Raw genomic sequence first — 23,418 nt, 5'->3', positions numbered from 1 at the left:
GATCCTCTCCCTTTACTGGTCGTAGTCCACGACCACGCGGTCGGTCACCGGGTAAGCCTGACAACTCAGCACGTAACCTTTTTCGACCTCGTAATCTTCCAGCGCGTGATTGGCGAGCATCTCGACCTCGCCCTCAAGAACACGGCAGCGGCAGGTCGAACAAACCCCGGCTTTGCAGGCGTAAGGCGCGTCCATGGCATTTTCCAAGGCTGCATCCAGAATGGACTGATCTTTCGGCAAGGTCACGGTCTGCGTCGCGCCATCCAATGTGATCAAAGCGCTGGTCTGGTTTGCCTGCGTGCCTGCGTCGGCCGCACTTGTCTCGCGCTTGGCCCGACCCGGCTGGGCGCTGGCAAAGAGTTCGAACTTGATCTGGCTGTCCTCAAGACCGTGTTCCCGCAGAGCGGCGGCAATACCCAGCATCATCGGCTCTGGTCCGCAGATGAATGCGGTGTCGGCAGTCTCGACATCGATCCAGTGCTTGAACAGCTCGCGGCATTTTTCCTGCGTTACCAGACCGGTGAACAGGTCAATCTCCTGCGCGTCCGTTTCCAGAATGTGGATGACGTTCAGCCGGCCCATATAGAGGTTCTTCAGATCCTCCAGTTCTTCACGGAACATGATCGTGTTGATGCCCTTGTTGGCATAGATCAGCGTAAAACGGGATTTGGGTTCGCGGGCCAAAGTGGTTTTGAGGATCGACAGAACAGGCGTGATCCCCGATCCGCCGGCAAAGCCAAGGTAGTGTTTTTCCGCATCCGCATCGATGGGTACGTGAAAATTGCCCATTGGTGGCATCGCCTGCACGACGTCACCTATGCTGAGCTCTTCATTTGCCCAGCTTGAGAACGCACCACCCTCGACGCGTTTTATGCCGACCTGAAGAACACCGTCATCCTTGCCGGCACAGATGGAGTAGGAGCGGCGCAGTTCTTCGCCGTCGAATTCGCGCCGGAACGTCAGGTACTGGCCGGCGGCGAAGTCGAACTGATCCGCTGCGCCGTTAACGGGTTCAAGCGTAACGACAACCGCATCGCGGATGGTTTTGTGGATGTCGGTGACTTTCAGGTCGTGAAAACGTGCCATCCGGTGCTCCTCCTCAGATGCACTTGAAATAGTCAAAGGGTTCCAGACAATCCGTGCAGCGCCAATGGGCCTTGCACGGGGTCGAGCCGAACTGGCTGACCTTTTCGACTGCTTTGCTGCCGCAATGCGGGCAGCGATCCGGGCCGCCCGCGGGTTGCGGCGGCGCAATTCCATAGTCTTCCAGCTTGGCGCGGCCTTTTTCGCTGAGCCAATCGGTGGTCCAGGCGGGTGAAATGCTGGTTTCTATGCGCAGATCCCCGATGCCGTGATCGCGCAGCGCGGTTTCGATATCCAGACTGATGATGGATGTCGCCGGGCAACCGGAATACGTTGGCGTGACGGTTACGACCAGCGTGTCAGCATCCCAGCGCACATCGCGCACTATGCCCAAATCCACGACGGAAATCACCGGGATTTCGGGATCGGGCACGGCATCCAGCCAGCTCCATATCTGGTCAGTCGAGACCCGCATCCGCTCTTACCACTTTGCTCCGGGATAGGCGCGTTGCAGCCATTGCATCTGCGTCAGCAGATGGCCCAGATGTTCGGTATGCATGCGCCCGTCGCGGCCGCCTTTATGGGCAAAACGGCTTTCCGGAATACTCAGCGTTGCCTGATTGAGGACCCGCTCAACCAGCGCGTCGTATTCCTCTCGCAAATCCGCCGGGTTCGGCGCGATACCTGCGGCGACCATCTGGGCGTCAACCTCGTCGCTGGCAAACATCTCGCCCACATAGGGCCACAGGTAATCCAGTGCGTCCTGCATCCGGGCATGGCTTTCCTCGGTTCCGTCACCAAGCCCCACGACCGTGTCGCCCGAACGTTCCAGATGGTAGGTCACTTCCTTGCTGGCCTTGGCGGCGATTGCCGCAACCCGCTGGTCCGAAGATGCCATCAGGCGTCCCAGCATGATCGAGTGCCACGCATCGAACAGGAATTGACGCATCAGCGTACGGCCGAAATCGCCGTTCGGCACCTCGACCAGCAACACGTTGCGGAAATCCCAGGCGTCGCGCAGGAAAGCCAGATCGTCGGCGCTTTTGCCACCATCGGCCTCTCCCGCAAGGCCCAGCCACATCTGGGTCTGGCCAATCAGGTCCAGCGCGGTGTTGGCCAGCGCTATGTCTTCTTCCAGAACCGGCGCATGGCCGCACCACTCACTGACACGATGCCCGAGGATCAGTGTGTTGTCCCCCATCCGCAGCAGGAATTGCAGAAATGCCTCATCCCGGGTCATCACATTGCCCCCACTTCATCGGGAATGTCGAAGAAGGTCGGGTGCCGGTACACCTTGCTTTCGCTTGGTTCGTACAGCGGGCCTTTGTCGCTGGGCGATGACGCCGAGATATTGTTGGCTTCGACCACCCAGATCGAGACGCCTTCGTTGCGGCGGGTGTAGACGTCGCGCGCGTTCTTGATTGCCATTTCCGCGTCAGGGGCATGTAGCGAACCGACATGTCGGTGGCTCATCCCATGCTGACCGCGGATGAAGATTTCCCACAGGGGCCATTCGGTATTCATCGGGTATCCTCCTCAGGGTAAGCTTATTCAGCAGCCAGATTGCCGGCCTTTTTCTTGCGGGCGTGGGCCAACAGCCCGTCACGGACCCACTTGCCGTCGTCCCATGCCTTGTTGCGCGCGGCCAGCCGATCCACGTTGCAGGGGCCGTTGCCTTTGATCACGTCAAAGAACTCGGACCAGTCGGGTTCCGTAAAGTCGTAATGCCCCCGCTCTTCGTTCCACTTCAGATCCGGGTCAGGGATCGTCAGGCCCAGATACTCAGCCTGCGGCACGGTCTGGTCGACGAATTTCTGGCGCAGCTCGTCATTGGTGTTGATCTTGATCTTCCACGCCATCGACTGGGCCGAATGCACCGAGTCCTTGTCGGACGGGCCAAACATCATCAGTGACGGGTACCAGAAACGGTTCATCGCATCCTGGGCCATCTTGCGCTGTTCCGGCGTGCCTTCGGCCATCTTGCGAATGGCATCATATCCTTGGCGCTGGTGAAAGCTTTCTTCCTTGCAGATGCGGATCATCGCGCGCGAATACGGCCCGTAGGACGTTCTTTGCAGCGGCACCTGGTTCATGATCGCCGCGCCGTCAACCAGCCACCCGACGGCACCAATATCGGCCCAGTTCAAGGTCGGGTAATTGAAGATCGACGAGTATTTCATGCGGCCATCCAGCAGCATCTCGGTCAGCTCATCGCGGCTGACACCCAGCGTTTCGGCGGCACAATACAGGTAAAGACCATGCCCGGCCTCGTCCTGCACCTTGGCGAGAAGGATCGCCTTCCGCTCCAGTGTCGGCGCGCGCGTGATCCAGTTGCCTTCGGGCAATTGACCCACAATCTCGGAATGAGCGTGCTGACCAATCTGACGGATCAGCGTCTTGCGATACCCGTGAGGCATCCAGTCCTTGGGCTCGATCTTGATATCCGCGTCGATCCGCGCCTGGAATTCAGCAAGCTTTTCCGGATCTTCATTCGACGCTTCGGATTCTACCATCTGAGCATACATGTCCCGTCTCCTCCGTTACACGCGTTCAAGTATAAGGGCCGCACCCTGCCCGACACCCACACACATGGTGCACAGGGCATAGCGCCCGCCGGTACGTTTCAATTGATAGGCCGCGGTCAGCACAAGGCGCGCACCGCTCATGCCAAGGGGATGGCCCAGCGCTATCGCACCACCGTTGGGGTTCACGTGGGCCGCGTCGTCGGGAAGACCCAGCTCGCGCAAGGTGGCAAGTCCCTGAGACGCAAACGCCTCGTTCAGTTCGATCACGTCCATCTGATCCACGCTCAGCCCTGCCCGGGCCAACACCTTGCGGCTGGCCGGTACCGGGCCGATGCCCATCACACGTGGCGCAACACCCGCAACCGACATGCCAACCACTCGGGCCATCGGGGTCAGACCGTTCTTGGCTGCTGCGGCCTCATTCGCCATCAGAATCGCCGCCGCACCATCATTCACACCAGACGCATTCCCCGCCGTCACGGTCTTGTCGGGCCCGTTCACACCTTTCAGACCCGCGAGTTTTTTGGCCGTTGTTCCCGGGCGCGGGTGCTCATCCGTATCAACGACAATCGGATCGCCCTTGCGCTGGGGAACCGAAACCGGGGTGATTTCATCCTTGAACACGCCTGCCGCGTGCGCGGTGGCCCAGCGGGACTGGCTGCGCGCGGCAAAGGCATCCTGGTCTTCCCGGCTGATACCATAGTCTTCGGCGACATTGTCGGCCGTTTGCGGCATGGAATCGACGCCGTATGCCTGCTTCATCTTCGAGTTCACGAAACGCCAGCCGATCGTGGTGTCGTACACCGCATTGCTGCGGGTAAACGCCGAACTTGCCTTGGGCATCACGAACGGCGCGCGTGACATGCTTTCCACGCCCCCCGCGATGGCCAGATCGTAGTCGCCCGCCTTGATGCCGCGCGCCGCCATACCCACAGCATCCATGCCGCTGGCACATAGACGGTTCACCGTCGTTCCCGGAACGTCAATCGGCAAACCCGCCAGAAGAGCAGCCATACGCGCAACGTTTCGGTTGCTCTCGCCCGCCTGATTGGCATCGCCATAGATCACGTCGTCAACACTGGCCCAGTCGACCTGAGGGTTGCGCGCCTTCAATGCCGCCAACGGAAGAGCAGCCAGATCATCTGTGCGGACCGACGATAGCGCCCCTCCGTACCGTCCGATCGGAGTGCGCGTCGCGTCACAAATGAAAGCGTCCATCTTAGAGTACTCCTGTTCCCACGGAACAATATCAACCGTCTGGTCGGTTAATAAATCCTCCCCTGATTCGATGCAAGACTTATGTTACTCAATCTTCTCACATGTCGCACATCCTGTAACATTAAAGGTGCCTTCTGACCGAAGCGGTTTTTGCGACGGCACAAAACAGCGCAGTCACTTTTTGATTATGGCAGGAAACCCAACAGCTCGCCCGAGCTTTGCCCCGCTGTGGGTCAGTCCATCAGCTCGGCTTCCAAACTCGATAGCGAGGGGCGCGGCAGCCTTTCCAACAAGTGCGAGACAGCTTCTCTGCACGCCGCACCTTTCCAGTCGTCCGGCAGGAAAACCGGCGGCAGGCTTGGATGGCGCAGAACGATGCGTCGCCAGGCGTGCACGACCAGAACACGCAGAACCGCCGAACGCATCGGATCGCCCGCCCCCTCTGCGGGCAAAAGCCGCTCAACAACCTGAATGGCATCCCAGAATTGATCATAGGCGGTTTTCAACGGCTCCGGCCCGCACAGGTCGCGAAGCCAGTTCGGGACGGAGATCGTGTCGCTCTCGAAACCCAGAAGCTCCTCAAGATCATCCGGCATCGGCCCGGGTGCCATGGCCGTGGACGCATTCAGCGAGAAGTAATCCCCTGTCAGCATCAAATCCGACAATTCCTTCCGGGAACTTTCCGAGTTGCTGGCGATAAGAACATGCCAGATATCCGGCATGTTCGAGTCGCGGGAATAGATACGCGGTGCGGCTGCAACGCTTTGACGGCGACCAAAGCTGGTCAGCCTGTGCACACTGTTCCGACCGACGCGCGTGCTTTCAATCCAGCCTTCCTTGCGCAACCGATGCAACGCAACCCGTGTGGCCTCGGCCCTGATCCCCGCCAGACGCGTAAGCGCCGTGATGAGTGATCCACTGATCTGATCCGACCCATCCTGCGCCAGATCGCCGAAAATCGTAACCAGAACTGACCACACCCGCTGGGTGCTTGTCGTGGTCAGCCGGCTGACACAGGATTCAAACCAATCTGGAGCAGTATCTTTCATTTGCCCAGTATAATCGGGCCCGAAGGAAATGCCATCCGGCCCCGCACGCCCAGTTTCGTACAGGGTCAGGATTTCGCCAACCGGGTCGGTTCAGTCAAGCGCTGTCGGGCAAAACAAGTGATCCGCCAAAGTGGTGCCATCTGTGCACCGCCCGCGTTGCGCGCCGCTCTATTTGGCGTGCATGTCACGTTTGCGGTTACGTGTTCGTTTCGTGGCCTCTTCCGAGCCGTCGTGATAGGTTCCGAACCACTTGTCCCAGGGCATTTCCGCGTTGCCGTAATTGCATTCGTAATAACGGTGATGCAACTGGTGGAAAAACGCCCCGATCAACAACGCCTGACGGTCGCGCGCCCAGATGGCCTCGTACCCGGAATGAGACGAGGCGGCACCCAGCATAAGCCAATAGCCCAGAAAGATCATGTGCACCGGGTGGCTGGGCAATACCAACACGATCAGGATGGCGCTGAGATACCCGAAAGCCTCGACCGGATGCATCGACATGCCCGACCATGGGCCGGTATTGACGTTGCGGTGATGCACGGCATGAACATGCTTGTAGATGAATGGCTGGTGCAGAAACAGATGCACAACATAGAAATGAAAGCTCTGCCAGAGCGCCAGGGTCGGGAACAGCAACACGAACCAGACCGGATGCGCCGCGAAGCTGAGCGTGGCGATGTAATTGTTGGCATACATCCAGCGCAGAAAGCACTCCAGCATCGACAGGAATGTCGCGCCAAAGACCATCGAATGGTAGATGTTGTCCCACGTCTGATAGCCGAACTTGTACAAAGCGTTCTTGCGCTTCATGTAAGGCCGTGGGTCGTATTTCAGCAGCTTTCCCTGCCCATCGACCCCATAGAACCACATGTGCAGGCCACCGGCGACGATCAACAGCAGCACCCAGTTCCGAATGAATACCCATGACACCCAGCCCGGGGCAAACGAGGCCTGCCCGACACCGACGGGTTGTACCCAGAAGGCCACCAGGAAGGCCAAGGCCAGAAAGATCGAGCGGTCCGAGAACTGAAGCCAGTTCTGCCAAACCCATTTCGCCAGGACGCCGGTTTTCGGCGGCCAGTTCCAGTACGGGGCGTATTTCACCGGCAAGTTCGGGTGCCAATGCCATTCGCGGCTCATGGGGACTGGCTCGGGGGGTGCTTTGGTGGTGTCCTGAGGGTTCCCATCTGGGGTCGTCACGTGATTGTCCTTTCCTGAATAAAGTCGCCTTTGCAGGACCAAGCCGGAGGCGGCTCGTAAGGATGTTTGCGTGATGGCCGGCGATACATGATGTGACCTATTCGCGGGACGGGCGGCGGTTGTCGAGCGCCTTGCGCGACCTGCCCCGCCCATCCGGTTTCTTGCGGACACGGGCAGCGGAAAGCGAACCGCTCCCCTCAGAAACGGCGGCACGAAAAACGGCCAGACGTTCCAGCCGATTTGCTTCAGGCGTGATGCAGGATCCGCCCATGTCGGCGAATGCAACGGCGCAAGAATGATGATCCGCCATACAGTAGATCCGTTTCCTGCCCGCCGCGCACCGCCCTATTCGGCGGCCTTCAGGTCAGATCCTTGCGGGATCACTTCGTAACCGGGCTCTTCCGGTTCATCGTCCCGCATTTCCGATGGGAACCCCGGCGCGCGGATATCCAGCCCGGTTTTGTCTTCAAGCCGGCGGATGATGTTGGGGGAAAACTCACGAGGGCCGTATTTCTCGATCCCGTCCCTGAAAATCTCGATCATCAGCGGATTGATCTCCAGCGGCACCCCGGCGCGATCCGCGACCTCCTGAAACAGGCCGATATCCTTCAACACCAGGTCCATCGTGAACGAGATATCGCGAGATCCGTTTAGGATAACCTGGCTTTCGGTTTCATGCACGAAGGATGTCCCCGAACTGATCTTCATTGCCTCATACGCCGTGTTCAAATCCATTCCGGCGGCCTTGGCGACGACAAGCGCCTCTGAACAGGTGATCAGGTTTGCGGTGGCCAGATAGTTGGTCAGCACTTTCAGTACCGAAGCAGATCCCAGCTCACCGGTATGAAGGATGCGACGCCCCATCGTGGTCAGAAAGGGCAGAATACGTTCGAACGTGGCGCGATCACATCCGGCAAAAATCGAAATGTTGCCGGTATCCGCCCGATGACACCCGCCCGAAACCGGACAATCGACGGCAGCGCCACCGCGTTCCTTCACCATCGCACCCAGACGCTTGACCTCTGCTTCATCCGTCGTGGACATTTCCATCCAGATTTTGCCCTCGGTCACTTCGGGCAGCATTTCCTGCATCACGGCGTCCGAAGCCGCCGGAGAAGGCAGGCAGGTGATGACCGCATCACAATCCCGCATCAGTTGTCCCGGATTCTCGGCAGCCTTTGCCCCGCGGTCGACGAAACCTGACACCAGGTCAGAGCTCAGATCATGTACGGTCAGATCAACGCCATTGCGCAGCAAACTGCCACTGAGTTTCCCGCCGACATTTCCAAGGCCGATGAATCCAACTTTCATACCTGCGTTCCCTTTCCGGTGGCCAATCAGAGGACCAGCACTGTTTTCCCTGATGAAATCTACGGGCGTTGAATGCAGCGTGTAAAACGAATAAACATCGCCGGTATCCATAAAATTTTTTGGTGCTGGAAATGTCCAAATCGCCCAATCTGGTCTGGCTGCGGTCTTTTGACTGTGCCGCACGGCATATGAGCTTTACTGCTGCGGCAGAAGAACTTGGCATCACACAGACGGCCTTGAGCCTGCACGTCCGCTCATTGGAAGCTCAGCTGGGCTGTCCTTTGTTCTTTCGCGCCGCGCGAAACCTCAGCCTGACAGAGGTCGGGCAGGCGTATGCGTTTTCAGTTCGGCGTGCCTTGGGCGATATCGACCTGTCAACCGCAAGCCTGTTTGGCTCCAGTCAAAAGCACGAGCTGGTCGTGCGTGTGCCGATTTCCACGGCCAGCTTGTTCCTTGCCGGCAGATTGCCCGAGTTTTCACGCACACACCCGGGTGTGTCGATCAGGTTGGTTTCAAATATCTGGGCAGAATCCGCAGGCAGGGAAAACGTCGATGTCGAACTGCGTTTGGGGAACGGGGAATGGAACGACGGGCCGTTCAGCAAGATCTCGGATGAGCGCATCGTTCCGGTTGCTGCCAGATCACGAGAACGGAAATGGCCTTCGACGGAAGAACTGCTGGTCAAGCCCCAGATACAGATCTTGGGATTTCAGGACATGTGGCACCGGTATTTTTCCGCTTTCGGCACAGAGTATTCTCCTGCGGCGTCTGCCTTCACCGTGGACACGACAATTGCCGCCGTGGACATCGTGGCGGAAGGTGGAGGATACGCGGTAATCCTTGAGCGCTTTGCCAGAACGGCAATCGAGGCCGGAAGATCCATCGCGATTGTCGGGGACGCCATTCCAATCGAACAGAGCCATTTCCTTGTCGATGGCCAGAGATCGAACGCGAACTCTGCGGCAAAACAGATGTTTGAAACCTGGCTCAAACAGGTTTTTTGCCTGAGACGTGCCTGCGGGCAATGAGTTCAATCTTCTGTATTTGCCCAGTTACGCGCGTGCCCGCGTCTGCTTGCTGATCCAGTTTGCAAAAGCCTGAACCGCGTCGTTCTTCTGACCAGTTGGCGTCGCAATGTAATAGGCGCTGTTCGACGTGTTGGTGATCTGGCCGATTTCGGTCAGAACGCCGGACGCCAGCTCTTCTTCTATCAGGTAAGAGGGCAGAATGGCGGCACCCAAACCGACGACGGCGGCCTCGATCAGCATCGAGAACTGGTCAAACCGCATCCCCGGAAAAACCGCCCCCGGATCCAGCCCGAGCTGAGAGTGATAGGTGGACCACAGCTCGGGGCGCGAGGTCAGATGCAAAAGCGGCAGATCAAAGGTCTGCGCGCGGGTGTCCAGCCTGTGACGTCTCAGCAGCGCGGGTGCTGCCGTGACCACCAGATGCTCGGGGAACAACCTGCGCAGTTGCGCACCCGGCCAATCCTCCTGCCCGAAATGTATGGCCAGATCCATGCGTCGTTCTTCAAGGCTGAAAGGAGTCGTGTAGGAATGCAGATCCAGTTCGATCCCGGGATGGCGCGTTTTGAAATCCGGAAGGCGCGGCACCAGCCACCGTGTCGCAAAGGTGGGCAGGACAGCCAGGGTCAACAGCGACGCACCGTCTCCGGCTGCAATTGCACGGTTGATCGTACCACTGAGACGCTCAAGATCACCTGCCAGCTCGTCCCGCAAGGCCCGCCCCGCCTTGGAAAGGCGCACGGCCCGACCGACCCGCCGAAACAAAGTAACGCCAATCGCGGCCTCAAGCTCTCGGACCTGACGGCTGATCGCGCTTTGGGTCACGCCAAGCTCCTCGGCCGCCATGGTATAGCTTTCATGGCGCGCGGCGGCTTCGAAACTGCGCATGAGCGCAAGAGATGGAAGTGAATTGATCCGGGGCATGACATTCATGAGTTTTAGTCACTGAAAGGATACTTATTGGCGTATTTTTCTCAAGTGACTTTCTGGCTAGAACCGAACCTGTTTGCAGAGGAAGGTTCATGGTGTTCCAGCGCGCTGACCGGTTGAACGGTATCGAATTGTCGGAAATCGTCCAGATCTCAGAGGCCGCCGCCCGCCTGCGCGCCCAAGGGCGTGATATTCTTGCGCTGTCTACCGGCGAACCGGACCTGCCGACGCCGCCCCATGTGGTCGAAGCTGCGCATTCAGCGGCACTGGAGGGCAAAACCAAGTACCCGCCCACTGCGGGTGTGCCTGCGCTGCGCACGGAAATCGCCCGACAAGCGGGGGCCGAGATGGCTCAGGTCATCGTTTCAACAGGCGCGAAACAGGTGATCGCGAATGCCATGCTGGCCAGCCTTAACCCCGGCGACGAAGTGATCATGCCTGCACCTTATTGGGCGAGTTATTCCGATATTGTCCGGATGGCAGGTGGGGTGCCGGTGGTTTTGCCCTGCCCGATGGAGCAGGGCTTCAAACTGCTGCCTGAACAATTGCAGGCCGCCATTACGCCGCGCACCCGCTGGCTGATGCTGAACTCGCCCTCGAACCCGTCGGGCGCGATTTATTCGAAGGCAGAACTTGCGGGGCTGGCAGAAGTGCTGAAGCACCACGCGCAGGTCTGGGTTCTGGCCGATGAGATTTATCGCCATCTCAGCTTTGCACCTTTCACGTCCGCGGCCGAGGCCGCCCCGGCGTTGACCCATCGCATGTTGATCGTCAACGGTGTGGCCAAAGCGTGGTCGATGACTGGATGGCGCATCGGCTGGGGGGTCGGACCGACCGATCTGATAAGCGCCATGATCGCTGTTCAGGGTCAGGTCACATCAGGGGCATGCTCGATCTCGCAATGGGCCTCGCTGGCCGCGATCACTTGCGAACCCGAGTTGCTGGAGGAGCGTCGCGCCCTGTTTGTCGCGCGCCGCGATCTGGTCGTCGACGGGTTGAATGCCGTGCCCGGGCTGCGCTGTTCCACCCCGGACGGGGCGTTTTATGCCTTTCCGTCCTGCGCTGGCCTGCTGAAGGAACAAGGCGGGCCATTTGACAGCGACGCGGAATTCTGCACGTGGTTGCTGGAAGATGCCGGCGTTGCCCTGGTGCCCGGCCGCGCCTTTGGGATGCCAGGCCATTTTCGCCTGTCGTTCGCTTATGCCGAAGATACTATTGCAGCGGGCCTTGCACGTCTGAAAACCGCTGTGGAAAGGAAACTTGCATGAAACCTCAATCCGCCCCGCATCTCGGTCCCTTCACCTGGGACGACCCGTTCCTGATGGAAGACCAGTTGGCCGAAGACGAACGCATGGTTCGTGACGCAGCACATGCCTACGCGCAGGACAAGCTGCTGCCTCGGGTAACTGCCGCGTTTGCCAATGAAGAAACCGACCCGGCCATCTTTCGCGAGATGGGTGAGATGGGTTTGCTGGGGACAACCATCCCCGAGGAATATGGCGGCATTGGGTCCAGCTATGTGACCTATGGCCTGGTCGCGCGCGAGGTCGAGCGTGTGGACAGCGGCTATCGTTCGATGATGTCGGTGCAGTCCAGTCTGGTGATGTATCCGATTTACGCATACGGCACCGAAGAGCAGCGCCAGAAGTACCTGCCCAAACTGGCAACCGGCGAATTTATCGGCTGCTTCGGGCTGACGGAACCCGATGCCGGTTCCGACCCCGGTTCGATGAAGACCGTCGCAAGGAAAACCGAGGGCGGCTATGTGCTGAACGGGTCCAAAATGTGGATCTCGAACGCCCCGATCGCCGATGTGTTCGTCGTTTGGGCCAAGTCCGAGGCGCATGGCGGCAAGATCAAGGGCTTTGTTCTGGATAAGGGAACGGCGGGACTGTCGGCCCCCAAGATCGAAGGCAAGCTGTCTCTGCGCGCCTCGATCACCGGTGAGATCGTGATGAACAATGTCGAGGTCGGCGAAGACGCTCTGCTGCCCAATGTCGAAGGTCTGAAGGGCCCGTTCGGCTGTCTGAACCGTGCGAGGTACGGCATTGCCTGGGGGTCGATGGGCGCCGCCGAGGCGTGCTGGCACGCGGCCCGGCAATACGGGCTGGACCGCAAACAGTTCGGCCGTCCGCTGGCGCAGACTCAACTGTTCCAGCTGAAGCTTGCCAACATGCAGACCGAGATCACGCTGGGCCTGCAAGCCGCGCTGCGCGTGGGTCGCCTGATGGACGAGGCCCGCGCCGCGCCCGAGATGGTCAGCCTGATCAAACGGAACAATTGCGGCAAGGCGCTTGAGATCGCCCGTCATGCCCGCGACATGCATGGTGGCAACGGGATCAGTCAGGACTTTCACGTGATCCGTCACATGGTGAACCTTGAAACCGTCAACACCTATGAAGGCACCCATGATGTGCACGCCCTGATCCTGGGCCGTGCGCAGACAGGTCTGCAAGCCTTCGCCTAAGGACATCTGACATGGATCGCGCCGCAATCGTGCATGACAATTTCCTGCGCCGTGTTGCGGCGCGGGACTTTCCCGAAGGGTCCGCACCGGCCGGACCGCTGAGCGGTCATGAAGCCGTCGCGCTTTACAGGTCGCAATGCCTGAGCCGGGCGCTGGACCGGCAAAGCCGCGCGATGCAGAAGGCCGGTCAGGGGTTCTATACGATCGGGTCGTCCGGACATGAGGGCATGGCGGCCGTTGCCGCAGCCCTGCGCCCGACCGATCCGGCCTTTCTGCACTACCGCGATGCGGCCTTTCAGATTACCCGCTCGGATCAGGTGCCGGGCCAAAGCCCGACATGGGATATTCTGCTGTCCTTTGCCTCGTCTTCCGAGGACCCGATCAGTGGCGGGCGTCACAAGGTTCTGGGATCGAAAGCGCTGTGCATTCCGCCGCAGACCTCGACCATCGCCAGCCATCTTCCCAAAGCGGTCGGCGCGGCATATGCCGTCGCCGCTGCACGGCGTCATCGCCCTGAGCATGCAGACATGCCCGAGGATGCCATCGTATTTTGTTCCTTCGGGGATGCCTCGGCCAACCACTCCACCGCACAGGGCGCGTTCAACACGGCGCAGTGGACGTCCTTTCAATCTGTGCCTCTGCCCCTGATGTTCTGCTGCGAAGACAACGGGATCGGCATCTCGACCAAAACGCCGAAAGGCTGGATCGCGGCCACTTTCGCCAACCGTCCGGGCCTGAAGTATTTCTCGTGCGACGGGTTGGATTTGTTCGACACCTACCGCGTCGCGCAACAGGCGGCCGACTATGTGCGCAGCCGAAAGAAACCCGCCTTCCTGCATGTTCGGACTGTTCGTTTGTACGGTCACGCCGGGGCCGATATGCCAACCACCTATATGCCAAAGGCCGAGGTTGAGGCCGAAGAGGCCAACGACCCGCTGCTGCATTCCGTGCGCCTGTTGGATCAGTGCGGTGCGATGAGCCCGGACCAGGCGCTGAGCGTCTACAATGATACCTGCGCCCGGGTCGCCCGCGTGGCCGATCAGGCCATCACACGCCCGCGCCTGCAAAACGCAAAAGAGGTGATGGCCAGCCTGATCCCGCCCGCACGCCCCTGCGCACCGACCAACGGCCCAACACCCGAGCGTCGGGCCGAGGTGTTCGGCGGCGATCTCAAGGCCCATTCCGAACCGCAGATCATGTCGCGATTGATCAACTGGGCCCTGACCGATCTGATGCTGGAACATGGCGAGATCGTCATGATGGGCGAAGATGTAGGGCGCAAAGGCGGCGTTTACGGCGTGACCCAAAAGCTGCAAACACGGTTTGGCCCTGACCGGATGATCGACACGTTGCTGGACGAACAGTCGATCCTGGGCCTGGCGATCGGCATGGCTCAGAACGGGTTCACGCCAATGCCGGAAATCCAGTTTCTGGCGTATCTTCACAATGCCGAGGATCAGCTGCGTGGTGAGGCCGCCACCCTGCCCTTTTTCTCGAATGGTCAATACACCAACCCGATGGTCGTGCGCATTGCCGGGCTGGGGTATCAAAAAGGGTTTGGGGGACATTTCCACAACGACAACTCGGTCGCTGTATTGCGCGACATTCCGGGCCTGATCCTGGCCTGCCCGTCGAACGGTGCCGACGCCGCGCGGATGCTGCGTGAATGCGTGCGCCTCGCGCGTGAAGAACAGCGGCTGGTCGTCTTCCTCGAACCCATCGCGCTCTACCCGATGCGGGACCTGCACGAGGCCGGAGACGGCGGCTGGATGCAAACCTATCCCGACCCTTCTGAAAAGATCGGCTTCGGCGAGGTGGGCGTGGACGGTGACGGTGACGATCTGGCCATCGTCACCTTTGGAAATGGCGTCTATCTCAGCCATCAGGCGCGCACGGCCTTGCAGGCCGACGGGATCAAGACACGGATCATCGATATGCGCTGGTTGTCCCCTTTGCCCAAAGCGGCACTGACACGGGCCGTAACCGGGGCCAAACGCATCCTGATCGTCGACGAAACCCGCCACCATGGCGGCGTGGCCGAAGCTTTGATGGCGCATTTCCACGAAACCACCGATGTGCCGCTGGCCCGCATCACCGCCGAAGACAGCTTTATCGCCACGGGCCCGGCCTATGCTGCGACCATGCCATCGAAAGACAGCATCGAAGCCGCCGCGCGATCCTTGATGGAGGCCGGCACATGAGTTCCGCCAAACAGACTGCCGTCGTCATCTGCCCTGGCCGGGGTACTTACAACAAACCCGAACTGGGTATCTTGAGCCGGCAATTCAGCGACAAGGCCCTGCTGCGGCGCTTTGATGACATGCGGCGCGCGCGAGGACAAGATACCCTCAGCGAACTGGACGGTGCCGCCCGATATTCCATTGCCAAGCACACGCGCGGCGACAATGCATCTGCTTTGATCTATGCCGCTACTCTGGGCGATTTCCGCGCCATCAACCCTGACAAAATCGAAGTGGTTGCGGTGACGGGGAATTCGATGGGCTGGTATTCGGCGCTGGCCTGCGGCGGTGCGCTGTCAGCCGAAGGAGGGTTCGAGGTGGTCAACACCATGGGCACTCTGATGCAGGAAAACATGATCGGCGGCCAATTGATCTATCCTTTCATGGATTCCGACTGGCATCCTGACCGGGCCCGCAAGGCAGAGCTGCTTGCCTTGGTGGATGACATTGACCGAACCGATGCAACGCTGACGCTGTCGATTGATCTGGGCGGCATGTTGGTGCTTGCAGGCGATGACGCCGGTTTGGCCGCGTTCGAAAAGGCCGTACCGGTGGTTCAGGAACGTTTTCCAATGCGATTGGCCAACCATGCCGGGTTCCATTCGCATCTTCAGGCTCCGGTCTCGGCGCAGGGCCGCACGCAACTGGGCGCTGGCCTGTTTCGGCAACCGGACCTGCCCCTGATCGACGGTCGTGGCCGGATATGGTGGCCCGGAGCGTGCGACCCGAATGCGCTTTGGGATTACACATTGGGCCACCAAGTGACCGAAACTTATGATTTCACCCATGCCATAGCGCAAGCCGCGCATGAGTTCGCACCGGATCTGTTCATTGTGACCGGTCCCGGCACCACGCTGGGCGGAGCCGTCGCACAAAGCCTGATCCTGACCAATTGGTCCGGACTGTCGGACAAGTCGACATTCCAGTCTCGCCAAAGAAACAGCCCGATTCTGTGTTCGATGGGAATGGATGATCAAAGGAAACAGGTGACATGAACCTGCGGGCCCGCCGGTCAGCCTCTGAGCCTGCGCGCCGGGATTGCCAAGCCGTCTCAGAAAACCGGTGCAGGGAGTCCAGTTGTCACGACCGTCGCTATTCAATGCGATAGAAACGTTTTGATGTGCCGCGAAAGACGTCGTCCAGCATCGACCCCGGGATGAGTTTCTCATGCCGGGAAACGGCTTCCGTGTAGGTCGAAGTAAGGCTGTCGACCGGGAAATTCGATCCGAACATGCAGCGATCGGCGCCAAACTGGGACAGGCAAGTTGAAACGATCGGCGAGACACTTTCAGCGTTCCAATCGTGGTCGAACATTCCCAGGCCGGAGAGTTTGCAAAAGACATGTGGCAGTTTTGACAAGGCCGTCAATTCATCTGCCCACCGTCGCAACCCTTGCGGAGTCCGGTCGTATGGCGAACCTGCGTGGCAAAGAGCGATCCGGGTCTCCGGGGCCTGTGCAAGGATACTCGCGGCTTGACCCATCAGCTCAGGCAGCAGTTGAAGATCAAAGGAAAGACCGCGCGCACCCAGATTCACAAGACCTTCCAAGAATTTTGGGTCTTGCAGCAGGACGTTGGTCCCTGAAAGCGCGTCTTCACCCGGAGCCCGGCCAATAATCTGACGAACGCCACGCACTGAAGGCAGGGTTTGAAGACGGTCGAGCTGTGCATCCAGATCATCCGAGGTCAGATCGCAGAATGCCACCTGCACCAACGGCCAGTCCGGGAACTGGTCGGCAACGGATTGTACCCACTGCGCCTCGGCCCAGGGGTCAGCGGCGCCGACCTGAATGTGAACCGAAGCGCCGAACCCCATGGCTTCGGCGTCCGCGCGAAACTCCGGCAGCAAATAGTCCCGCTGGATGGAAGACGGATCGCCGAAAAACCGAACGATACCTTTCTCTGCAAGCCAGGGGTAGTGCACGGCGGAAAGGTCCCACAGGTGGTGATGCGCATCTATCTTCATGATGCTTCGATCCCGGTGGTGCGCGCCAGAATATCCACACCCTGCCCTTTCCAGAAATGCAGCAAGTTGATGAAGATCCAGTTTTCGGCCAGCTTGTCTTCGACGCGGCGATAGATATCGATCACCCTGAATTCGCCGGGTTTGCCGGTGGCTGGCATCCCCATGAAACCCCCTGTGGGCGTGGCAGTGAAGTTGGGCCATCCAAAGAAGCCACCGTAATGCCCTTCGGCCAGACGGCAGACGTGATTGGTCTTTGACCGGTCCGTGAAGGCGGCGCGAAACGGGCCAGAGTGTTGCCTGGCATAGCGTTCTATCGTGTAGGTCGCGCCAATTCCTTCGGGGCCCCACCAGATCATGTCCTGATGCCACGTTCGCGCCAATTCTTCTTCCAGCGACAGTCCGCTGTCCCAACGACCCAGATCCGCAATCATCGCGTTGATGACCGCCAGCGTCTTTTCGCCTTCGTCTGCGGGTTGCTCATCAAGCAGCAAACCATCATGGGACCTCGGTCCGGGCTGCACCAGATGTGCCGCGGTCTGGGGGGGGAACGGGTTCTGGCCAGCCTGGACCATCAGGTGCGGGATGTCGAAATACATCGCCGTTTCGACAATTCTGCCGCCGGCCACCTTGTAGAACGCGCAATAACGCAGGAATGCCATCTTGCCGGTCGGGCGAATACCCAGCCACGGTCGGGCGAACAGCCCCATCAGATGGCCCATGGCAACAACCCAAACGTCGGTTTCCTTGCGTAACGCGTTTTGTCCCGCAAACAGAATATCCACTCGGTTCTGCACGTGAGCAAGGCTGCCCTTCAGCGGCTGCCAGAATTGCCGGGCAACCTGTTCGGCGCCGTTGATTTCGTTGAACGGGTGAAAGCCGCGCCACCTCAAATCCGAAGCGCAGAATTGGCTCATCACCTTCGGAGTTTCCGTCACTGTGGCGGAGTCCAGTGCGGTGTGAAACGCAGAGACCAGTTTTTTTTCTGTCTGAAAGTTCACGGTTTTACCATTGTAGTCATAGTTTTGCGAGCGGCGTGAAGCCAGATTGAGTCGGATTTCCCCCGCCATTTTTGCATACGTATGCAAAAAAGTCTTGCCTGATTTGATACATGCGAATTACAGTTTTGCAAACGTATGCAAAACGATTCCTTGCAGGGGGCACCATGGCGGAAATTCAATTGCGGAACGTCGGCAAGCGATGGGGCTCATTCGTTGGGGTTCACAATTTCGACCTGACGATTGCAGATCGCGAGTTTCTGGTGCTGCTCGGCCCATCCGGCTGCGGCAAGACAACCACCATGCGCATGATCGCCGGCCTTGAAGACGTGACGGAGGGCGAAATCCTTGTCGACGGCAACGTGATCAATGATCTGGAGCCCAAGGACCGCGACGTGGCGATGGTGTTCCAAAGCTACGCTCTGTATCCCAACATGAACGTTTACGAGAATATCCGCTTTCCGCTGAAAGTGCGTGGTATCGACCCGGCAACCCACGACGAAAAAGTGCGCCGCGCCAGCGCGATGGTTGAACTGGACGATTTTCTGCATCGCAAGCCAGCCGAGTTGTCGGGTGGTCAGAGACAGCGTGTGGCACTTGCGCGTGCCATCGTTCGCGAACCCAACGTGTTCCTGATGGACGAGCCGTTGTCCAATCTGGACGCCAAGCTGCGGGTTTCCACCCGGGCCCAGATCAAGAACCTGAGCCATGAGCTGGCCGTCACCACCATTTACGTCACCCACGACCAGATCGAGGCCATGACCCTTGCTGACCGCGTCGTCGTGATGAAACAGGGCGTGGTTCAGCAGGTCGGAAGCCCGACCGAAATCTATGACCGCCCCGCGAATACGTTCGTCGCCAGCTTCATCGGTTCACCTGCAATGAATTTGATGGATGGCGAAGTTGCCGGCGGAATATTCCGCGCCGAGCATGTCGAAATTGCGGTGGACGCACCGGATGGCCCAATGACACTGGGCTTCAGGGCCGAAGATGCCAGCCTTGCCGATGGCAAAGGTCAGATCACCGCTCCGATCTATACGCTGGAATTGCTGGGCGACGCGACCATGATCTCGGTTCGGGTCGGCGGAGCTCTGGTTTCGGTGAAAGCAGACAAAGCATTCCGCGCCGAGATTGGCGAAACGGTCTCGTTCTCGGTGCCGACGGAAATCTGTCACCTCTTCGAAGCTGGAAGCGGTGCGCGGATCGGGGGCTGACCCCACAAACGGCCCGCAAGGGCATAACGCCGGTCCGGACGTCGACGACGGACCGATCCTGACAGGGAGAAACCTATGAAACTCAAGACGATCCTCATGGCCGGTGCCATGTCCATCGCCGCCACCGGCGCGTGGGCAGATTGCGCCTTTGAAAACGATGTGCCGCTAAAATCACTGTCCGCCGGTTTTGAAGCCTGGAAGGCGGTCACCGATGCGATGGCAGAATGCGGCAATTTCAGCGCATCGCTGGATCAGGAATTCCGCGAAAAGCAACCCGAAGCATTTGCTGCGGATCCCGCTCTTTATCAGATTGGCGGTGTATCGAACGCGACCCTGGTGCCGTTGCTGAACGCAGGCACGATCCGTCCGCTGGATGATCTGGTTGAAAAATACGGCCAGGATTTGCTGCCCAACCAGTTGATCAAGGTCGATGGCAAGACCATGGCCATTGCGATGATGGTGAATGCGCAGCACCTGATGTATCGCGATGATGTTCTGGCTGAGCTGGGCATCGAAGAACCAAAAACCTATGATGACGTCCTGGCCGCGGCTGCCAAGATCAAGGAAGCCGGCGTCATGGACTATCCCATTGGTGGGACGTTCAAGACCGGTTGGAACCTCGGCCAGGAATTCGTCAACATGTACCTTGGCGAAGGCGACTCGTTCTTTGGCGATGGCAACATGCCCACGATCAACAACGAACAGGGCGTTGCGGCACTTGAGACATTGAAAGCCATGACCGAGTACATGGATCCGGAATATCTGGTTTCTGACTCGACCTATGTTCAGCAACAGTTCCAGCAGGGCAAGATCGCCATGGCGAACCTTTGGGCCAGCCGTGCAGCCGCGATGAATGACGAGGCCGAAAGCCAGGTCGTTGGCAAAGTCACCATGGCAGCCGCTCCTATGGGTTCGGCAGCACCGGCAACCACCATCTGGTGGGATGGCATCGTTCTGGCGTCGAACATGAGCGACGAAGAAGCAGATGCCGCTTTCCGCGTCGCGCTTGAGGGCATGGACAGCGAGATGGTCAGCGCAAACAACGACGTCGCTGTTTGGCTGAGCCCTGCCTATTCAGCGGGTGCTTTGGCGGCAGGAGCAGCAGCTTCGGCTGAAGCGGGTGCAAAGGCTTACCCGGCATCTGGCCCGATGGGCATCATGCACACTGCCCTGGGCAACGGTCTGGCCGACTACCTGACCGGCGCCAAGGATGCTCAGACAACGCTGGCCGATATCGAAGCGGATTACATCACTGCCGCGAAAGAAGCAGGTCTGATCAGCAACTGATCCTCCCGTGGGAGGGCTACGGCCCTCCCGCCCCTTCCCCTCGAGAGTCATGAGAAAGGCAGAGCCATGAATTACCGGACATTTGCCGCGTTTGTCGGCCCCTCTGTCTTTATGATGCTTCTCTTCATCGCGTTCCCGTTGATCAGCGTGTTCAAGCAGAGTTTCTATGTCACCCAGCCGATCTATGAGACTGTCGAAAAGGAAACCTGCACGCCCGGTTTCCTGACGCAGACCTGCGTGACCGAGATGGTTTCGCAGCCAAAGCTCGACGAACATGGCGAGGTCATTACCCAAACCCAATATGTCGGCTTGCAAAGCTATCGCAACGTGTTGGAGCCTGAACGCGCATGGCGCGCCATAAGCGACGGCAGTTGGCATGTGCTGTCTACGATCAACTTCTGGAAGGCGCTTCGGTTCACCCTGACCTTCACCTTGATCACTCTGCCGCTGGTGGTCGGGTGCGGGCTTGGAATAGCAATCCTGATAAACAATGCCGCGCGGTCCATCCGCGGGCCTGTGATCTTTGTGTCCCTGCTGCCCTTCATCATCACACCCGTGATCGGTGTGCTGTCGATCAACTGGCTGTTTCGGGGCGACGGCATCCTGACCGCTATGATGGAATGGTGGCTGAACCGGGACATCGCCTTGTTCGCCCAAGCCTGGACCATCGAGTTACTGATGATGCTCTACCGCGTCTGGCACGTGGCACCCTTTGCCGCCATTGTCTTCTATGCCGGGCTGCAAACGGTCAATCAGGACAGCCTGGAAAGTGCCGTGATTGACGGTGCGACCCGATGGCAGCGCCTGAAATACATCGTCATTCCACACCTGATGCCGCTGATCATCTTCGTGTCGATGATCCACCTGATGGACAGCTACCGCGTGTTCGAAGAGATCGTCGGTTTTTCAAGCCAGGGCTACGTCATCTCGCTGCAATGGCTGACCTTCGACTATCTGACGCCGGATCAGGCCGGCAACCGGTCGATCAGCCGGGCGTCCGCCAACTCGATGCTGACCATGATCGGTGTCGTCATCCTGCTTATCCTGCCGCTGCGCCGTACGTGGCGCTACCATAAAGGAGGTCACTGACATGTCCTCGCGTGCGCTTCGCCAGCCCTTCAGCCTGCGGTTGACCTCGAACATCTTCCTTGCGCTCTGGTGCCTGATCGCGGCCTTCCCGATCTTCTGGATCGTGGTGATGAGCTTCAAATCACCCGTCGATGCGTTCGACGGCAACGCGCTGAACGTGATCTTCGGGCCGGCCACGCTGAGCGTCGGAAAGGGCTTGTCACTGCTGGATATCATTCTGGGCATCGCGGTCATCTGGGGCACGATCCTCGTGGCGACCAGAACGTTACCTTCAATGGTCAGGTCCTACAGCAAACCCGGACAGGAATGGTTCGGCTGGCTGATCGGTGTTCTGGCCGTGCTGGTGGGTTTCCTGCTGGTGTTCTTCGTCGTCCTGCCTGCACTCCTGAACGTGTTGAACCCGCTGTTTGGCCCTCTGGGACGGGATGTGCTTGGTCTGACGACCGAGCATTACAAAACCGTCTGGATCGACCGGGGCTTTTCGAACAACTTCAAGAATTCGCTGATTGTCACAACGGGCGTGGTGACCGTGTCGCTGACCGTGGGCACGTTGGCAGGCTACGGTCTGGCCCGGTCAGGGTCGACTTTGGCCTTCTGGATCCTGATCGTTGCACTGGTGTTCCGAGCCCTGCCACATTCGGTTCTGGTGGCGGGCTATCTGCCGGTTTTCATCAATTCGGCCGAATGGCTCAGCCCGATCCTGGGGGAAAACGCACCAACCCTGTACGGCAAACCCTTCGCTGTGATCGCGGTGCTGGTCGCGATCAATCAGCCCTTCACGATCTGGATGCTGCGCTCGTTCTTCCAAAACATCCCGGCCGAGCTGGATGAAGCCGCCCGCGTGGATGGGTGCAGCCACTTTCAGGCCTTCCGCCGTGTCATCATGCCGGTGATGTGGCCGGGTGTCATAACCACAGGTCTGTTCAGCTTCCTGCTGGCGTACAACGATTTTCTGGTCACCGCGCTGCTGCTTGATGCGCAGAACCAGACCATGGTTCCCGCCATCGTCGGCATGTTCAACCGCGAGACCACGACAACCGATCAGGTCGTTGCGGTTGCCGCTGCCGTGTCGATCACCGCGCCACTGATCTTCCTTGTCCTGATCTTCCAGCGCCAGATTGTCAGCGGTCTGACAGCCGGGGCGGTGAAAGGCTGATGAGCAAGAACGCCCGACATAACGCCATGTCGCGCCACCCGGCGCTGAACAGGATGCCAAGGGACTTTCTGAGCATTGGGGCCGCACGTCCCAATCCCTCCCCTTGGCAACCTGAAAGGATAGAAAGATGAAAGGTTCCCGTCCCGAACAAGCGGTTCTGACCCGCGACACGGACATGAGCAAAACCGACGACACGCGCCGCGTGATCGAAACAATGGTGGATGGTCTGAATGACCACCGCATCGATGACATCGGTGAATTCTTCGCCGAAGGTTTTCGCTGGATGGGCAATCAGGGCTGCGGCACCAAGACCGGCCTGCAAGAGTTTCAGGACAATTGGCAGCGCCCGTTTCAAGCCGCGTTTTCGGATAAGGTCTGCGTTGACGAAGCGCGCCTTTACATGGGTGAATGGGCCGCCGCGTTTGGCCGTCAGGAAGCCACGCATTCCGGCGAGTTTCTGGGCATCGCCCCCACGGGCAGGCGTGTCGAGATCAGGTACATGGACTTCTGGAAAGTGGTCGACGGCAAGATCGTCGACAACTGGGTGAATGTCGACTTTGCCCACGTTGCGGCTCAGCTGGGCGTGGACCTGTTCAACGGCGAAGGCTGGGAAGCATTTGACCGGGGCGAGAAGACTCCGCCCCGGCCGGAAAACTGAGGATTG

At 59.2% G+C, this 23,418-nt stretch carries 23 protein-coding genes; 10 read left to right on the top strand and 13 right to left on the bottom strand.

Features of this window, described 5'->3' with window-relative positions; all coding sequences use genetic code 11:
* Window positions 1-12: 12 nt before the first annotated feature.
* The 10 genes from paaE to AC2FF8_RS08295 form a co-directional block, all read right to left on the bottom strand.
* Complete coding sequence (gene paaE, locus AC2FF8_RS08340) at window positions 13-1,086, bottom strand: 1,2-phenylacetyl-CoA epoxidase subunit PaaE (protein ID WP_496879423.1); 1,074 nt, start codon at window positions 1,084-1,086, stop codon at window positions 13-15.
* Between the two features lie 13 nt (window positions 1,087-1,099).
* Window positions 1,100-1,558: a 1,2-phenylacetyl-CoA epoxidase subunit PaaD gene (gene paaD, locus AC2FF8_RS08335; RefSeq protein ID WP_170346879.1), complete on the bottom strand. Its 459-nt coding sequence runs from the start codon at window positions 1,556-1,558 to the stop codon at window positions 1,100-1,102.
* A gap of 6 nt (window positions 1,559-1,564) precedes the next feature.
* Window positions 1,565-2,323, bottom strand: coding sequence for a 1,2-phenylacetyl-CoA epoxidase subunit PaaC (gene paaC / locus AC2FF8_RS08330; protein WP_170346878.1), 759 nt, complete (start codon window positions 2,321-2,323; stop codon window positions 1,565-1,567).
* Window positions 2,323-2,607, bottom strand: coding sequence for a 1,2-phenylacetyl-CoA epoxidase subunit PaaB (gene paaB, locus AC2FF8_RS08325; RefSeq protein WP_050604311.1), 285 nt, complete (start codon window positions 2,605-2,607; stop codon window positions 2,323-2,325). Before paaB ends, paaC begins: the two co-directional genes overlap by 1 nt.
* A gap of 23 nt (window positions 2,608-2,630) precedes the next feature.
* Window positions 2,631-3,608 (bottom strand): 1,2-phenylacetyl-CoA epoxidase subunit PaaA, encoded by a 978-nt coding sequence (gene paaA, locus AC2FF8_RS08320; protein ID WP_496879422.1) that lies wholly within the window; start codon window positions 3,606-3,608, stop codon window positions 2,631-2,633.
* Between the two features lie 15 nt (window positions 3,609-3,623).
* Entirely contained in the window at window positions 3,624-4,826 is a 1,203-nt protein-coding gene (pcaF, locus tag AC2FF8_RS08315; protein WP_496879421.1) for a 3-oxoadipyl-CoA thiolase, read from the bottom strand.
* 233 nt (window positions 4,827-5,059) lie between these two features.
* Window positions 5,060-5,806 (bottom strand): PaaX family transcriptional regulator C-terminal domain-containing protein, encoded by a 747-nt coding sequence (locus AC2FF8_RS08310; RefSeq protein ID WP_170346876.1) that lies wholly within the window; start codon window positions 5,804-5,806, stop codon window positions 5,060-5,062.
* 237 nt (window positions 5,807-6,043) lie between these two features.
* On the bottom strand, window positions 6,044-7,075 hold the full coding sequence (locus AC2FF8_RS08305; protein ID WP_496879420.1) for a sterol desaturase family protein: 1,032 nt from the start codon (window positions 7,073-7,075) through the stop codon (window positions 6,044-6,046).
* Between the two features lie 97 nt (window positions 7,076-7,172).
* Window positions 7,173-7,385, bottom strand: coding sequence for a hypothetical protein (locus AC2FF8_RS08300; RefSeq protein WP_496879419.1), 213 nt, complete (start codon window positions 7,383-7,385; stop codon window positions 7,173-7,175).
* Window positions 7,386-7,420: 35 nt separating this feature from the next.
* On the bottom strand, window positions 7,421-8,386 hold the full coding sequence (locus tag AC2FF8_RS08295; protein ID WP_496879418.1) for an NAD(P)-dependent oxidoreductase: 966 nt from the start codon (window positions 8,384-8,386) through the stop codon (window positions 7,421-7,423).
* Window positions 8,387-8,517: 131 nt separating this feature from the next.
* Here AC2FF8_RS08295 and AC2FF8_RS08290 point away from each other — a divergent pair, with 131 nt between their 5' ends.
* Window positions 8,518-9,414 (top strand): LysR family transcriptional regulator, encoded by an 897-nt coding sequence (locus tag AC2FF8_RS08290; RefSeq protein WP_170346872.1) that lies wholly within the window; start codon window positions 8,518-8,520, stop codon window positions 9,412-9,414.
* Between the two features lie 24 nt (window positions 9,415-9,438).
* Here AC2FF8_RS08290 and AC2FF8_RS08285 read toward each other — a convergent pair whose 3' ends face one another.
* Window positions 9,439-10,344, bottom strand: a complete 906-nt coding sequence (locus AC2FF8_RS08285) for a LysR family transcriptional regulator (protein WP_254440088.1) — start codon at window positions 10,342-10,344, stop codon at window positions 9,439-9,441.
* An 89-nt stretch (window positions 10,345-10,433) separates the two neighbouring features.
* Between AC2FF8_RS08285 and AC2FF8_RS08280 the strand changes: the two genes are divergently transcribed.
* Genes AC2FF8_RS08280 through AC2FF8_RS08265 form a run of 4 tightly spaced genes read left to right on the top strand, consistent with a single transcriptional unit; the run spans window position 10,434 to window position 16,043 of the window.
* A complete protein-coding gene (locus tag AC2FF8_RS08280; protein WP_496879417.1) occupies window positions 10,434-11,609 on the top strand; it encodes a pyridoxal phosphate-dependent aminotransferase in 1,176 nt (391 codons plus the stop codon).
* Window positions 11,606-12,808, top strand: a complete 1,203-nt coding sequence (locus AC2FF8_RS08275) for an acyl-CoA dehydrogenase (RefSeq protein ID WP_170346870.1) — start codon at window positions 11,606-11,608, stop codon at window positions 12,806-12,808. Before AC2FF8_RS08280 ends, AC2FF8_RS08275 begins: the two co-directional genes overlap by 4 nt.
* Before the next feature lie 11 nt (window positions 12,809-12,819).
* The gene (locus AC2FF8_RS08270) at window positions 12,820-15,009 is read left to right on the top strand and encodes a thiamine pyrophosphate-dependent enzyme (RefSeq protein WP_496879416.1); all 2,190 of its coding nucleotides are present in this window, start codon (window positions 12,820-12,822) and stop codon (window positions 15,007-15,009) included.
* Window positions 15,006-16,043, top strand: a complete 1,038-nt coding sequence (locus AC2FF8_RS08265; RefSeq protein WP_496879415.1) for an ACP S-malonyltransferase — start codon at window positions 15,006-15,008, stop codon at window positions 16,041-16,043. Before AC2FF8_RS08270 ends, AC2FF8_RS08265 begins: the two co-directional genes overlap by 4 nt.
* Before the next feature lie 97 nt (window positions 16,044-16,140).
* Here the strand turns inward: AC2FF8_RS08265 and AC2FF8_RS08260 are convergent, their stop codons facing one another.
* Together AC2FF8_RS08260 and AC2FF8_RS08255 are read right to left on the bottom strand one after the other, a co-directional pair.
* Complete coding sequence (locus AC2FF8_RS08260) at window positions 16,141-17,013, bottom strand: amidohydrolase family protein (RefSeq protein ID WP_496879414.1); 873 nt, start codon at window positions 17,011-17,013, stop codon at window positions 16,141-16,143.
* Window positions 17,010-18,011 carry a nuclear transport factor 2 family protein gene (locus tag AC2FF8_RS08255; RefSeq protein ID WP_496879413.1) on the bottom strand — a complete coding sequence of 334 codons (1,002 nt, stop codon included), beginning with the start codon at window positions 18,009-18,011 and terminating at the stop codon, window positions 17,010-17,012. Before AC2FF8_RS08255 ends, AC2FF8_RS08260 begins: the two co-directional genes overlap by 4 nt.
* 164 nt (window positions 18,012-18,175) lie before the next feature.
* On the opposite strand from AC2FF8_RS08255, the gene AC2FF8_RS08250 reads away from it, so the two are divergent.
* The 5 genes from AC2FF8_RS08250 (at window position 18,176) to AC2FF8_RS08230 (ending at window position 23,412) form a co-directional block, all read left to right on the top strand.
* The gene (locus tag AC2FF8_RS08250; protein ID WP_170346865.1) at window positions 18,176-19,222 is read left to right on the top strand and encodes an ABC transporter ATP-binding protein; all 1,047 of its coding nucleotides are present in this window, start codon (window positions 18,176-18,178) and stop codon (window positions 19,220-19,222) included.
* A 75-nt stretch (window positions 19,223-19,297) separates the two neighbouring features.
* Window positions 19,298-20,509, top strand: a complete 1,212-nt coding sequence (locus AC2FF8_RS08245; protein WP_496879412.1) for an ABC transporter substrate-binding protein — start codon at window positions 19,298-19,300, stop codon at window positions 20,507-20,509.
* Window positions 20,510-20,575: 66 nt separating this feature from the next.
* Complete coding sequence (locus AC2FF8_RS08240) at window positions 20,576-21,598, top strand: carbohydrate ABC transporter permease (RefSeq protein WP_496879411.1); 1,023 nt, start codon at window positions 20,576-20,578, stop codon at window positions 21,596-21,598.
* A gap of 1 nt (window position 21,599) precedes the next feature.
* Entirely contained in the window at window positions 21,600-22,754 is a 1,155-nt protein-coding gene (locus tag AC2FF8_RS08235; RefSeq protein WP_171170237.1) for a carbohydrate ABC transporter permease, read from the top strand.
* A gap of 127 nt (window positions 22,755-22,881) precedes the next feature.
* A complete protein-coding gene (locus AC2FF8_RS08230) occupies window positions 22,882-23,412 on the top strand; it encodes an ester cyclase (RefSeq protein WP_257601209.1) in 531 nt (176 codons plus the stop codon).
* Window positions 23,413-23,418: the final 6 nt, after the last annotated feature.

This window comes from Ruegeria sp. YTSA144 (assembly GCF_059610125.1).
This window is presented reverse-complemented; position numbering and strand designations above follow the sequence as displayed.